General features: G+C 68.8%; 10 protein-coding genes. 7 read left to right on the top strand and 3 right to left on the bottom strand.

Going from position 1 to position 14,309, the window contains the following annotated elements; genetic code table 11:
* The first annotated feature begins 243 nt into the window (after positions 1–243).
* The 7 genes from rpmH (at position 244) to M3M27_RS19965 (ending at position 11,630) form a co-directional block, all read left to right on the top strand.
* Complete coding sequence (gene rpmH / locus M3M27_RS19995) at positions 244–384, top strand: 50S ribosomal protein L34 (RefSeq protein WP_057649007.1); 141 nt, start codon at positions 244–246, stop codon at positions 382–384.
* Positions 381–866 carry a ribonuclease P protein component gene (gene rnpA / locus M3M27_RS19990; protein WP_218569720.1) on the top strand — a complete coding sequence of 162 codons (486 nt, stop codon included), beginning with the start codon at positions 381–383 and terminating at the stop codon, positions 864–866. The genes rpmH and rnpA overlap by 4 nt, the downstream gene beginning before the upstream one ends.
* 16 nt (positions 867–882) lie before the next feature.
* Positions 883–2,586 (top strand): membrane protein insertase YidC, encoded by a 1,704-nt coding sequence (gene yidC / locus M3M27_RS19985; protein WP_140724484.1) that lies wholly within the window; start codon positions 883–885, stop codon positions 2,584–2,586.
* Between the two features lie 155 nt (positions 2,587–2,741).
* Positions 2,742–5,420: a polysaccharide deacetylase family protein gene (locus tag M3M27_RS19980; RefSeq protein WP_140724480.1), complete on the top strand. Its 2,679-nt coding sequence runs from the start codon at positions 2,742–2,744 to the stop codon at positions 5,418–5,420.
* A gap of 564 nt (positions 5,421–5,984) precedes the next feature.
* Positions 5,985–7,325, top strand: a complete 1,341-nt coding sequence (gene mnmE, locus M3M27_RS19975) for a tRNA uridine-5-carboxymethylaminomethyl(34) synthesis GTPase MnmE (protein WP_434028059.1) — start codon at positions 5,985–5,987, stop codon at positions 7,323–7,325.
* 162 nt (positions 7,326–7,487) lie between these two features.
* Positions 7,488–9,791 carry a TonB-dependent receptor gene (locus M3M27_RS19970; RefSeq protein ID WP_434026754.1) on the top strand — a complete coding sequence of 768 codons (2,304 nt, stop codon included), beginning with the start codon at positions 7,488–7,490 and terminating at the stop codon, positions 9,789–9,791.
* A gap of 777 nt (positions 9,792–10,568) precedes the next feature.
* A complete protein-coding gene (locus tag M3M27_RS19965; RefSeq protein WP_434028058.1) occupies positions 10,569–11,630 on the top strand; it encodes a glycerophosphodiester phosphodiesterase in 1,062 nt (353 codons plus the stop codon).
* A gap of 12 nt (positions 11,631–11,642) precedes the next feature.
* On the opposite strand, the gene M3M27_RS19960 is transcribed toward M3M27_RS19965, so the two are convergent.
* The 3 genes from M3M27_RS19960 to M3M27_RS19950 form a co-directional block, all read right to left on the bottom strand.
* Positions 11,643–12,107 carry an SRPBCC family protein gene (locus tag M3M27_RS19960; protein ID WP_434026753.1) on the bottom strand — a complete coding sequence of 155 codons (465 nt, stop codon included), beginning with the start codon at positions 12,105–12,107 and terminating at the stop codon, positions 11,643–11,645.
* 241 nt (positions 12,108–12,348) lie between these two features.
* A complete protein-coding gene (locus M3M27_RS19955; RefSeq protein WP_434026752.1) occupies positions 12,349–13,137 on the bottom strand; it encodes a rhomboid family intramembrane serine protease in 789 nt (262 codons plus the stop codon).
* 91 nt (positions 13,138–13,228) lie between these two features.
* Positions 13,229–14,182 (bottom strand): TerC family protein, encoded by a 954-nt coding sequence (locus M3M27_RS19950; RefSeq protein ID WP_434026751.1) that lies wholly within the window; start codon positions 14,180–14,182, stop codon positions 13,229–13,231.
* Between the last annotated feature and the right edge of the window lie 127 nt (positions 14,183–14,309).

The raw sequence follows: 14,309 nt of genomic DNA, 5'->3' as shown, positions 1-14,309 counted from the left end.
CAAAGTGTATTCATCCAGAGCCGGGCGAAAGCGCGCAGAAATGCGCCGTGCGGGTCGCCCGGTGAGTCAAGAAACGGATGGGCCAGACTACCACCGGACCCCGGTTTTTCCCAGACTTATTCACAGGTACATCCACAGCGTGCATGGCCCCGTGGAAACGCTGCGCAATCAATGGCTTGACCCAGGGGCTTCAACCTCTATAGAATTTCCGGTTCTTTCGTATCCCTTCATGCAGAGGCCCCCATGGCCACCAAGCGCACCTATCAACCCAGCAACCTCAAGCGCAAGCGCGACCACGGCTTCCGCGCCCGTATGAAGACCGCCGACGGCCGCAAGGTCCTGGCTCGTCGCCGTGCCAAGGGCCGCAAGCGCCTGAGCGCTTGATTGCCCTGCCGCTGAACGCGGCCAAGGCAATCCCTACCGTGATCGAATCCCACCCGCGCAGGCGATTCCCTCGCTCTGCGCGGGTTCGCACACGCGCCGAATACACGGTCGTCTTCGACCAGGCGCGCCGCTGTTCCGATCCGCTGCTGAGCCTGCACTGGCGATCCGCCGACACGCCGCCCCGGCTGGGAATGGCGGTGTCGCGCAAGGTCGATGCCCGGGCCGTGGGCCGCAACCGCATCAAGCGCACCCTACGCGAGACGGTCCGCCACCTCCTGCCGTCGCTGGCCGGCGGCGACTACGTCGTGGTCGCACGCCAGGGCGCCGCCCAGGCCAGCAACGAACAGATCCGCCAGGCCTTGCTGCGCCTGCTGCGCCGCGCCGGCGCATTGCCCGTGCCTGCCGCGGACGGCACAATGCCGCCGCCCACCGGGGCCGCTGCCTCCCCTTCACCGAACGAGCCGGAACGCCGTTCCGACTGAGCCGAGTTGCTGCCTGATGAACCAGACCCGTGTATTCCTGATTTTCGCCTGGCTGATGGTCGCAGCGCTGCTGTGGATGGAGTGGAACCGCGAGAAGAGCGCTCCTCCCGCCCCGCCGGCCGCCACCCAGGCCGTGCCGGCCGCGCGCGATGCCGACGTGCCGGGCGCCCCGGCGCAGGCCGTGCCGCAGGCCACCGGCACGCCGGCCGCGGCGGCCGTTGCCGAGACCGGTCCCGCGGCCGCGGCACCGATCGTCACCGTCACCACCGACGTGCTGCGCCTGAAGCTCGACGGCCGCAGCGTGATCGACGCGCAGCTGCTCGAGTTCCCGCAAAGCAAGGAACCGGGCGCACCGCCGGTGGACCTGCTGACCGACGAGCCGGCGCATCCGTACAGCGCCACCAGCGGCTGGGCCAGCCAGGGCAACTCGCCGGTGCCGGGGATCGGCGGCTTCCGCCTGGAGCAGGCGGATACCCGCGAATTCACGCTGGGCCAGGGCCAGGACAAGCTGGTGATCCCGTTCGTCTGGAACGGCCCGGACGGCGTCAGCATCCGCCGCACCTTCACCCTGGAGCGCAACCGCTACGCGATCACGATCAAGGACGAGGTGGTCAACCGCGGCAGCGCGCCGTGGACCGGCTACGTGTTCCGCAAGCTGAGCCGCGTGCCGGCGATCCTCAGCCGCAACATGACCAACCCGGACTCCTTCAGCTTCAACGGCGCGACCTGGTACAGCCCGCAGGAGGGCTACGAGCGCCGCGCGTTCAAGGATTACGCCGACGATGGCGGCCTCAACCGCCAGATCGCCGGCGGCTGGATCGCGCTGCTGCAGCACCACTTCTTCACCGCCTGGATCCCGCAGAAGGACCAGACCTCGCTGTACGTGCTGGCGCAGGACGGCCCGCGCGACGTGGCCGAGCTGCGCGGCCCGGCCTTCACCGTGGCGCCGGGCCAGAGCGCCAGCACCGAAGCGCGCCTGTGGGTCGGCCCGAAGCTGGTCGGGGCGATCGCCAAGGAGGACGTGAAGGGCCTGGACCGCGTGGTCGACTACAGCCGCTTCTCGCTGATGGCGGTCATCGGCCAGGGCCTGTTCTGGGTGCTCAACCACCTGCACGGGCTGATCGGCAACTGGGGCTGGGCGATCGTGGGCCTGGTGGTGCTGCTGCGTGCGGCGATGTACCCGCTGGCCGCGGCGCAGTACAAGTCGGCGGCGAAGATGCGCAAGTTCCAGCCGCGCCTGCAGCAGCTCAAGGAGCGCTACGGCGACGATCGCGCCAAGCTCAACCAGGCGATGATGGAGCTGTACAAGAAGGAGAAGATCAACCCGATGGGCGGCTGCCTGCCGGTGCTGATCCAGATGCCGATCTTCTTCGCGCTGTACTGGGTGCTGGTCGAGTCGGTGGAACTGCGCCAGGCGCCGTGGCTGGGCTGGATCCAGGACCTGACCGCGCGCGACCCGTACTTCATCCTGCCGATCATCAACATCGCGATCATGTGGGCGACGCAGAAGCTGACCCCGACCCCGGGCATGGATCCGGTGCAGGTCAAGATGATGCAGTTCATGCCGCTGGTATTCGGCGTGATGATGGCCTTCGTGCCGTCCGGCCTGGCCCTGTACTGGGTGGTCAACGGCGGCCTCGGCCTGCTGATCCAGTGGTGGATGATCCGCCAGCACGGCGAGTCGCCGAGCAAGATCATCCACGACAACGTCGCCAAGTGATCCAAGGCCCGCCGCAAGGCGGGCCTTTTCGTTGCGGGACCCGCCGGGGGAGGGACTTCAGTCCCGGCAAGCGCGGGCGGCAAGGCGCCGGGGCCGGCGTCTTCCCGCGGAGGTGCCGTAGAATCGCGCGCACTCAACATGGACGAGTCCCCGCGATGCCCGTTGCCCTGCGTTCCCTGTCGGTCGTCCTGGCCTGCACGCTGCTGCTGGCCGGCTGCGGCAAGAAGGCCGCGGAGCAGGCTGCGGCCGATCCCGCCGCGGCGCCGGCCGCGAGCGCCGGGACGACGGCCAGCGAGAACGCCCAGGTGCGCGCGTTGCGCGCCCAGCTGCAGGCGCTGCTGGCCGGCCATCGCAAGATCATCGTGCTGCTGGCCGACGAGGACGCGCAATCCGAGCGCGACCGCGCGACCTCCGGCATGGTCGGGCAACAGCTTTTCCACGATGGGCTGGACCAGCGCGCCGCCATCGACGCGGCGTTCGACGCGCTGTTGAAATCCGGCGCGCCGGACCGGCTCGACGGCGTCGCCTCGCTGCTCGACTACATCGAATCGGCGCCGGACCTGTACGACGCCGACCGGCTGGCGTTCCGCGAGGTGCTGCGCGACCTGCAGGAACGCATCGGCCGCGACTCGGCGTTGCCGGCGGTGAAGCTGCACCAGCGCATCGGCGAGGACCTGGATGCGCTCGACGAGATCGAGCGCACCTACAACCGCGAGATCACCCGCATCTTCAGCCGCTTCGACACCACCCGCGCGATCGCGCAGAAGCGCGAGAAGTGGGAGGACTACGTCGCCCACCTGCGCACGCTGTACCCACGCGAGGCGATCCTGCGCGACTACGGCGTGGTCGAGCCGTACCCGATGCCGATGGGCGACGGCGAGCGCGAGATCTTCGGGCGCGACCTGCCGCCGAAGACCGTGGCGCTGACCTTCGACGACGGCCCGCACGGCGCCTATACCGACGAGATCGTGGCGATCCTCAAGCGCTACGACGTGCCCGGCGCGTTCTTCGAGGTCGGGCGCAACCTCGGCCGGCTCGACGCCGACGGCAAGCCGCGACTGGCGCCGCTGGCCAAGGTCAGCCGCGGGCTGATGGAAGAAGGCTACGCGGTCGGCAACCACAGCCTCACCCACGCGCAGCTGTCCAAGACCACCGGCGCCGCGCTGCGCAGCCAGGTGCTGGACGCCGATACCCTGCTGCGCGCGGTGGACGACAAGCGCGCGCCGCTGTTCCGCTTCCCGTACGGCGCGCGCAACGCCGAAGGCCTGCAGGTGCTGAAGGAGGCGGGGCTGAAATCGGTGATGTGGAACATCGATTCGCTGGACTGGGCTGACCCGGTGCCGGACTCGATCGTGCAGCGCGTGCTCGGCCAGGTGGCCAAGGAGCAACGCGGCATCATCCTGTTCCACGACATCCACGATCGCGCGGTCAAGGCGCTGCCGCAGATTCTGGACAAGCTCACCGCCGACGGCTACCAGTTCGCCGGCTGGAACGGGCGCGATTTCACCGTGGCGCGCCCGCGCGGCGAGGCCGCGGCCGATGCCACGGTCACCACCGGCTACGAGAAGTCGTGGGCGCTGGTGATCGGCATCGACGACTACGCCAAGTGGCCCCGGCTGGAATACGCCGCCAACGATGCGCAGGCGATCGCCGATGCGCTGACCGGACGCTTCGGCTTCCCGTCCTCGCAGGTGATCGTGCTGAAGAACGGCGAGGCGACCCGCAACAACATCCTGGCCGCGTTCCACGACCGCCTGGCGGACGGGCGCACGCAGAAGAACGACCGCGTGTTCGTGTTCTTCGCCGGGCATGGCGCCACGCGCCGGCTCGCTTCCGGGCGCGAGCTGGGCTACATCATCCCGGCCGATTCGGATCCGGCCGAGTTCGCCAGCGACGCGATCGCGATGAGCGACATCCAGAACATCGCCGAGAGCCTGCAGGCCAAGCACGTGCTGTTCGTGATGGACGCCTGCTACAGCGGGCTCGGCCTCACCCGCGGCGGTGGCGGCGTCAACGCCTACCTGCGCGAGAACGCGCGGCGCGTGGGACGGCAGATGCTCACCGCCGGCGGCGCCGACCAGCAGGTCGCCGACAGCGGGCCGGACGGCCATTCGGTGTTCACCTGGGTGCTGCTGCAGGCGTTGTCGGGCAAGGCCGACCTCAATGGCGATGGCCTGATCACCGGTACCGAGCTGGCCGCGTACGTCGCGCCGGCGGTGTCGGCGGTATCGCAGCAGACTCCGGCGTTCGGCAGCCTGCCGGGGTCGCAGGGCGGCGAGTTCGTGTTCCAGGTGCCGCAAGCCGAGGAATTCCTCACCGCCGATACCGCGCAGCTGCCGGCCGACGCGATCGCGCTCAACAACCGCGTGGACAAGGCGCGGCCGGCCGATGCCGCCGCGCCGGCGCCGGTGATGGTGAAGGACCTGCAAGGCGGCGAATCCAGGCTGGTGGTGCCGGCGGCGGCCAAGCTCGGCGACCGCCAGCTCGCGCAGCGTGCCAACGAGCGTGGGCTGCAGCTGTACAAGGAGAAGCGCTACGACGAGGCCGCCGCGCAGTTCGCGGAGGCGCTGAAGCTGCGGCCGGATTTCGCGTTGGCGGCCAACAACCTCGGTTTCGTCTATTACCGGCAGGGGCGTTACGCGGAGGCGGCGCGCTGGCTGGAGAACACGCTGAAGATCGATCCTTCGCGGGCGGTGGCCTATCTCAACCTGGGCGATGCCTATTACCAGGCCGGGCAGCATGCGAAGGCTCGCACGGCTTATGCGACATACCTGGAGTTGCAGCCCCAGGGGGCGGTGGCGGAACAGGTGCGCGGTCGGCTGCACGAGTTGTAGGTGCCCAGCGGGGCCCGGCGATGTGGGATCATGCGCTTTCCTTCTCCCGTTCGCGGGAGAAGGTGCCCGGAGGGCGGATGAGGGTGCTTTGGCTTCTTGCTTCCTGCTTTAGGAGCAAAAGCTTTCGCCCTTGGGCGAGTCACTTTTCTTTGCTCGTGCAAAGAAAAGCAACCCAAAGAATGCACGCCCAGGTCTCCGCGCCTTCCGCGTGGCGCGCTCCAGGTCCGCTGCACCAGCGGGATTCTTCGACGGGACCTCCTGTCCCGGCGAAAAACGACGCACTCGTCCGCTGCGCGGACGAGCCCGGGGCATTCGCCGCGCGGCGAATGCCCGCCCGCCGGGGCGAAGCAGTGCTTCGCCTTTTTCCGGCGAGCCCATGTGCGTCGCCCCTGCGGGGTTATTCCCGCTGGCTCCGCCGCTGCGAATGGCGGCCCCGGTAAGTCAAAAGCGGAAAGCCAAGTCAAAATCACGAGCAACAGCAACAGCAACAGCAACAGCAACAGCAACAGCAACAGCAACAGCAACTTTACTGATCGATAGCGATACGCCTTGACCCACGACGCCATGACCACCAACAACGACACCATCGTCGCCATCGCCACTGCGGCCGGAGCCGGTGGGGTGGGGATGCTGCGCGTTTCCGGGCCGCGGGCCATGGAGGTCGCGGCCGGGCTCGGCATCGCCGGGCTGCAGCCGCGGCGTGCGCGCTACGCGCGCTTTCTCGATGCGCGCGGCGAGACGATCGACGATGGCATCGCGCTGTGGTTCCCGGCGCCGCGCAGCTTCACCGGCGAGCACGTGCTGGAACTGCAGGGACACGGCAGCCCGGTGGTGCTGCGCCGGCTGCTGGCGCGGTGCATCGGGCTGGGCGCGCGCCAGGCGCGGCCCGGGGAGTTCAGCGAACGGGCGTTCCTCAACGGCAAGCTCGACCTGGCCCAGGCCGAGGCCATCGCCGACCTCATCGCCGCCGGCGACGAGCGCGCCGCGCGGGCGGCACGACGCTCGCTGGATGGCGTGTTCTCCCGGCGCGTGGAGGAGGTGGCCGGGCAGATCACCCGGCTGCGCATCCACGTCGAGGCCGCGATCGATTTCGTCGACGAGCCGATCGACACGCTGGGCGGCGAACAGGTGCGCGCGGGGCTGGCGCAGGCCGCCGAGGTGCTGGCGCGCCTGCGGCGCGATGCCGAACGCGGCCGCAAGCTGCGCGACGGCCTGCACGCGGTGCTGGTCGGTCCGCCCAATGCCGGCAAGAGCTCGCTGCTCAACGCGCTGGCGGGCAGCGAGCGCGCCATCGTCACCGAGGTCGCCGGCACCACCCGCGACACGCTGCGCGAGACGATCCGCATCGACGGCCTCGAACTGGTGCTGGTGGACACCGCGGGGCTGCGCGAGGGCGGCGATGCGATCGAGCGCGAGGGCATGCGCCGCGCACGCGACGAACTGCATCGCGCCGACCTGGCGCTGGTGGTGATCGACGCGCGCGACCCGCAGGCCGGCCGCGCCGCGGTCGCCGATGCGATCGAAGGCGTGCCGCGCCGGTTGTGGATCCACAACAAGCGCGACCTGCTCGGGGTACCGGCGACGTTGGCCGAGGACGAGATCGCGGTTTCCGCCGTCACCGGCGAGGGGCTCGACGCGCTGCACGCGCGCCTGCGCACGCTGGCAGAAGGCGATGCCGGCGAGAGCGTCGACGGCGAGTTCACCGCGCGCGCGCGCCACGTCGAGGCGATCGCGCGGGCGGCCGGGCACGTCGCGGCCGCGTCGGCGGAGCTGGACCACGAGCGGCTGGAGCTGGCCGCCGAGGAACTGCGGCTGGCGCACGAAGCGCTGGGCGAAATCACCGGGCGGATGAGCGCGGACGAGCTGCTGGGCAGGATCTTCTCCAGTTTCTGCATCGGGAAGTAGGGCCGGGTCCGCCGCGTGCCGGCCCCGATCGGCAAGTCGCGCCGGTCGCCGGCCCATGGCACGGGGTCACACTGTTTTACGGGTGTAACCGGCGTGTCGCATAGCGGAAAGATCGCAGTCGCAGTGTTGCGGACCGGTTTCCCCCTCTCCCCCGCACCCTACATGCTCCGACCCACCGTCCTGCAGGCGGCGATCGCCGTCGCCCTGATGTCCTCCTTTTGCGCCCGCGCCGCCGAAGACGCCGCCCCGGCCCCGGCCGATGGCGGCGACGTACGCCAGCTCGACGCGGTCTCGGTGATCGGCCAGGGCGAGACCCGCCAGGTCCAGCGCATCACCCGCCAGGACGTGGAAGTGCTGCCGGCCGGCACCAGCATCCAGAAGCTGCTGGGCCGCATGCCGGGCGTGAACGTGCAATCCAACGACGCGTTCGGCGCCAACGAGGAATCGCAGAAGATCAGCCTGCGCGGCTTCAACGGCACGCGCCTGGGCTACACGCTGGACGGGCTCCCGCTCGGCGACAACGCCTACGGCAACTACAACGGCCTGAACGTCAGCCGCGCGCTGATCGCCGAGAACTTCGGCGGCGTCGAGCTGGCCTCGGGCATCGGCAGCCTCGGCACCGCCTCGACCAGCAACCTGGGCGGCACGATCCAGTACTACTCGGACGACCCGGCCAGCGTGTTCGGCGGGCGCATCGCGCAGACCGTCGGTTCGGACTCGGACCGGCGCACCTACCTGCGCGTGGACACCGGCGAATACAACGGCTTCTCGGCCTACCTGTCGGGCATCGACGCCAAGGCCGACATGTGGGCGCGCCCGTATTCGCCGACCACCACCCGCCAGTTCAACGGCAAGGCGGTGTACCAGTTCGACGCAGGCAAGATCACCGCGTTCGTCGATACCTCGCGCACCTCGCAGGCCGATTACGCCTACCTGTCCAAGAGCGGCATGCAGCGCGGGCTGGGCTGGGACTGGAACCTGTACGCGCCGGACTGGAACCGCGCCCTGGCCGCGGCCTACTGCGCGAAGGCGACCTTCGACGCCAGCCGCTGCGGCTACAGCGGCGGCGTGGACAACATCGACGACGCCTACTACCAGAGCCGCGCGCTGCGCGACGACGACCTGTACTACCTGGCCGGCGATTTCCAGCCGGCCGATGCGGTCGCGCTGCATGCGCAGGTCTACCACCACGAGAATGCCGGCCAGGGCCACTGGTGGGCGCCCGGCCAGGCCTCCAATCCCGGCACGCCGCAGGCATTGCCGATCTCGATCCGCAGCACCAACTACAGGATCAACCGCACCGGCGGCATCGCCTCGGTCGGCTGGGACCTGGGCCCGCACCATCTCGAGGCCGGCGTCTGGTACGAGCGCAACAAGCACCACGTCGAGCGCAACTTCTACTGGATCGACGGGCCGGTCGACGACGACACCTTCCTGGACGGCCCGGACCGCCGGCTGTTCTCGCAGGACTACGTGATCACCACCAAGCAGGCCTACGTGCAGGGCAGCTTCAAGCTGCTCGACGAACGCCTGAGCGTCGACGTCGGCGTGAAGAGCCCGCACACCACGATGACCGCGCGCGAGACGCCGGGGATCGCGGTGGAATCGCCGGTCGCCAACGGCGAACTGAAGGCGAGCAAGGCGCTGTTGCCGCAGGCCGGCCTGAGCTATCGCCTGGCCGAAGGGCAGGAAGTGTTCCTGTCGTACGCCAAGAACATCGCCGCGTTCCAGGGCGGCGGCGCCGGCGGCCCGCTGCTGGTGACGCAGGCCTCGTTCGACGCGACCCGCGGCAACCTGGAGCCGGAGGAATCGCGCACGATCGAAGGCGGCTACCGCTTCGTGCGCGGCGATGTCGAGGCGTCCCTGGCCGCCTACGACGTCAAGTTCGACAACCGCCTGCTGTCGCTCAACCCGTGCCCGAGCATCCAGCAGGGCACGACGCCGGCGTGCACGACGCGTTTCTACAACGTCGGTTCGGTGACCAGCCGCGGCGCCGAGCTGACGGTGCTGTGGAAGCCGAGCGAGCATTTCCAGTGGTACAACTCGGCCTCGTTCAATCGTTCGACCTACGACGACGACTACGTGCAGAACGGGGTGACGGTGCCGACCTCGGGCAAGACCACGGTGGATACGCCCAAGCGCATGTTCGCCAGCGAGATCGCCTGGACCTACGCGGGCTGGAACGCGAATCTCCGCGCGAAGTACGTGGGGCAGCGTTACTACACGTACACCAACGACCAGGGCTTCGGCGGATTCACGACGTTCGATGCGGGGGCGGGATACGACTTCGGGCAGGTGTCGGCGCTGCAGGCGCTTCGGCTCAGCGTCAATGTGACGAACCTGACCGACAAGCGGTATGCGGCGGACCTGAGCGGGTTCACCAACAGCGACCCGAACGGGCGGGTGTTGGCGTTCCATGCCAGTGCGCCGCGGCAGGTGTTCTTGACGCTGGATGCGAAGTTCTAGTGGGGTGTTGTGCGGGAGGGTTTCCTCCCGCGCACTTCTTTGACCCTGTCCCTGTGAAGGCGGGGCCCACCAGTATCTTTGCTTCTGACGTTATCTATCAGCCCGCACCATCTCTCTATCGTCATTCCCGCGAAGGCGGGAAGCGCCTTTCAGCAGCCGAACGGCTGATCATCCAGGGACGTTGCTTTGCTTTTGGCTTTGGGCCTTTGGCAAAAAAGGCCAAAGCTTTCGCCTCCGGCGAGTTACCTTTCTTTGCTTGTGCACGCGCGCCGCAGGAGCGGCGCCGCACGGCGGAGCCGGCCCGAAGGGCGCGGCACAAGGATGTGCCGCGTAAAGAAAGGTAACCCAAAGAAGCGCTTCACAGCAGCCGAACGGCTGATCAAGCACACCCCGCCTTCGCGCCCGCAGCTGCGCTGCGGGTCCGCGGAGCCGGGGGGATTTTTCGACGGGGCATTCGCCGCGCGGCGAATGCCCGCCCGCCGGGGCGAAGCAGTGCTTCGCCTTTTTCCGGCGAGCCCATGTGCGCCGCCCTTCGGGTGTTTCCCGCCGTCTCCGCCGCTTCGGAGGGGCCCGCGCCGCAGTGGCATTCGTGGGCCATGGAGGTTGGCGCGCCGCCGCGCGAGGAGGCGTTACCCAATCCAAAGCAAAATCACGGGCAACAGCAACAGCAACAGCAACAGCAACAGTAGGCCTGGCTTTGATCTTTGGGTTGATTCGAATCACCGAACCTTGGAGTAGAGTGCTGCGATGACGATGCGTCGAATTCTGGTGTGCATGATGCTTTCGATCCTGGCTTCGCCGGTCCTGGCGGAGGCGCCGTTGGTGGCCAAGCCGCAGGTGTATGCGCATCGCGGGGCGAGTGCGCTGCGGCCGGAGCACACGCTGGCCTCGTATGCCAAGGCGATCGCCGATGGCGCGGATTTCGTCGAGCCGGACCTGGTCTCGACCAAGGATGGCGTGCTGGTGGCGCGCCACGAGAACGAGATCGGCGGGACTACCGACGTCGCCGGGCATCCCGAGTTCGCCGGCCGCAAGACCGCCAAGACCATCGACGGCGAGCGGGTGGAAGGCTGGTTCACCGAGGACTTCACCCTGGCGGAGCTGAAGACGCTGCGCGCGCGCGAGCGCCTGCCGCAGCTGCGCGGCACGCGCTGGGACGGGCAGTTCCAGCTGGTCACGTTCGACGAGATCATCGATTTCGTCGCCGCCGAAGCGGCCGCGCGCGGGCGGACGATCGGCATCGTCCCGGAGATCAAGCATCCCAGCTACTTCCAGTCGCTCGGCCTGGGCATGGAGGACAAGGTGCTGGCGACGCTGCGGGCGCACGCCTACACGCGCAGCGCGCCGGTGGTGATCCAGTCGTTCGAGCGCGACAACCTGCGCTACCTGCGCGGGCGCATCGCACGCGGCTCGAACATCCGCCTGCTGCAGCTGATCGCACGCCCGGACGACGTGCCCGGCGACGTGCGCGCGCAGGGCGGGACCGCGCGCTATGCCGACATGCTCACGCCCGAGGGCCTGCGCGCGATCGCGCAGTACGCCGATGCGATCGGCCCCGAGCTGCGCGCGATCATCCCGCTCGATGCGGACAAGCGGCTCGGGACGCCGACCGCGCTGGTGCGCCAGGCGCATGCGGCCGGGCTGCAGGTGCAGCCGTACACGTTCCGCCCGGAGAACCACTTCCTGGCCGCCGACTTCCGCGACGGCACCGATCCGGCCAGGCGCAGCGACGACGGCTCGGTCGCCGAGATGCGCGCCTACCTGGAAGCCGGCATCGATGCATTCTTCACCGACGACCCGGCGCTCGGGCGGCGCGCGGTCGACGGCCTGGCGCGCTGAATCCGGCGCGCCTCAGACGTACATGCCCTGGCGCAGGTTGATGCCGTATTCCAGCCAGGCCTTGAGCGCGCACAGCATCTGCGACCAGCCCATGCAGTTGCCGTAGGAGGCCTGCAGGCCGGTCTGCGTGTGCTGCCAGCCTTCTTCCCGGATGTCGACGCGGGTGCGTCCATCCGGCAGCGCCTCGAAGTCGAACGTGACCGTGGTCTGGCGCTCGCGGTCGTCGGCTTCGGTCGGCGCCTCCTGCGAGGCCCAGCGCAGCACGATCCGCCGATTGGGCTCGACTTCCACGACATCCACCGGGAACTTGCCAGGAAAATCCGCGAACTCCCACCACACCGTGGTGCCGCCCTCGAGCCGGCCCTGGGCGCCGCCGGTGGTGAAGTAGCGCGAGAGCCGGGCGGGATCGGCCACGGCTTCGAACACCTCGGCGACCGGCTTGTCGATGTGGGCCGAGACGGAGAACTTCAGGTCCATGGCACTGCTCCGGTTCGTACGGGACGGCCAACATGGTACGGCGGCGGCGCGCGACCGGCGGTGATGCCGGCTCATCGCAGCGAGCGGCTTTCTGTGGGAGCGGCTTCAGCCGCGAAGGGCTTTCATGCAGATCCCTCTGCAACAGCCCGCACGTCCATGTGCAGGGGTTCAAATGAGAAAGCCCCGTCGCGGCTGAAGCCGCTCCCACAGAAAGCCGCTCCTATAGGATTCCTCTGCGCCGCTAGTCGTTCGGCTCGCCGCGCGGCCGGAAGCGGATGACCACGCCGCCGGGCGAGCCCGGATCGCGCTGCCACAGCACCGGGACTTCGCGCGGGGACGGCGGCTCCAGGCCGTCCTTCTCGTCCAGGCGCTCGCCGTCGAGATCCTCGTCCTCGTCTTCCCAGCTGTAGCGCTTGCGCGGCGGCAGCGGATCGCACAGGCGGAACAGCAGCGCCGCGATCACGCCGGCCATGGCGCCGCCCATGTGCGACTGCCAGGACACGCCGGGCTCGTGCGGCAGGATCGTCAGCAGCATGCCGCCGTAGAACAGGAACGCGATCATGCTGGTGGCGATCGCCGCGCGGTCGCGGCGCAGCACGCCGAGCACGAACACCAGGAACAGCAGCCCGTGGGTGATGCCGCTGGCGCCGAGGTGGCGGCTGCCGACATCGCCCAGCAGCCAGGCGCCCAATCCCGAGCCCACCCACAGCAAAGGCAGCGAGAACACGGTGGCGCGCGGGTAGACGCTGCCCGCCAGCGTGCCGAGGATCAGCAGGGCGAAGCTGTTGGCGCCCAGGTGCTCGAGCGAGCCGTGCAACAACGGCGCGGTCAGCAGGCCGCGCAATCCCCCGGCCTCGTGCGGCGCCACCGCCCAGGGGCGCCAGTCGAACATGCCCTGGCTGGCGAACACCGCCACCAGCAGCAGCACCGCGCCGAGGCTCAGGTTGAACGCGCGCAGGAGGCGGCTGCGGTCGAAACGCCCCTGCACGGCGGGATCCAGGGCGCTGGTTTCAGGGTCGCGGATGTCCATGGGGATCGGATGGCGGCGGCCCTGCGGTTTGCAAGGCCGCCGCGATGGGACGACATTGGCGCCCGGCGGGACAATCCGCCGCCGCGAGTCGTCAGTGCTGCGGCTTGGGCGGGCGCGCCAGGCTCAGCGCGATGGTCGCCGCCAGGATCGCCGCGACCACGCCCAGCGACACCAGCACCGGGATCTTGTACACGTCGATCATCAGCATCTTGGCGCCGATGAACACCAGGATCACCGCCAGGCCGTACGGCAGCAGGTGGAAGCGATCCGCCATGCCCGCCAGCAGGAAGAACATCGCGCGCAGGCCCAGCACCGCGAACACGTTGGAGGTGAGCACGATGAACGGGTCGGTGGTGATCGCGAAGATCGCCGGGATGCTGTCCACCGCGAAGATCACGTCGATCACCGCGATCAGGATCAGCACGACGAACAGCGGGGTGAACCAGCGCTTGCCGTCGCGCACCACGCTCAGCGCGTTGCCTTCGTAGGTGGGGCTCAGGCGCAGGTGGCCGCGCATCCAGCGCAGCACCGGGTTGGCCTCCAGGTCGGGCTCCTTGCCCGCCGAGAACCACATCTTGATGCCGGTCAGCAGCAGGAACCCGCCGAACACGTACAGCAGCCAGTGGAACTTGGCCAGCAGCAGCGTGCCGGCGAAGATCATGATCGCGCGCAGCACGATCGCGCCGAGCACGCCGATGATCAGCACGCGCTGGCGCTGCTCCTCCGGCACCGCGAAGTAGGTCATCAGCATCAGGAACACGAAGATGTTGTCGACCGCGAGCGATTTCTCGACCAGGTAGCCGGTCAGGAACTCCAGGCCGATGCGGTGCGCCTCCGCATCGCCCATCGTGCCGCGCAGGTACCACCACAGGCCGGCATTGAACAGCAGCGCCAGGGCCACCCAGCCGATGCTCCACCAGGCGGCTTCCTTGAAGGTGACCTTGTGCGGGCCGCCGTGGCGCATCAGCACCAGGTCGACCAGCAGGGCGGCGACCACGACGACCGCGAAACCGCCCCACAACCAGACATTGCCTATCGTTTCCATCGTTTTTCTTCCGGGTAATAGTCGAGAACGCCTCGGGAACCGTCCGGCCGAGGCGTTGTTACACGGAGATCATGGATTCCGGGTGACGGACCTTCGCCTGGACGGCGAAGGTCTTGCTCGCAACCGC

The sequence above is a fragment of the Xanthomonas boreopolis genome (assembly GCF_046529185.1).
GTDB classification, from domain to species: domain Bacteria; phylum Pseudomonadota; class Gammaproteobacteria; order Xanthomonadales; family Xanthomonadaceae; genus Pseudomonas_S; species Pseudomonas_S boreopolis.
This window is presented reverse-complemented; position numbering and strand designations above follow the sequence as displayed.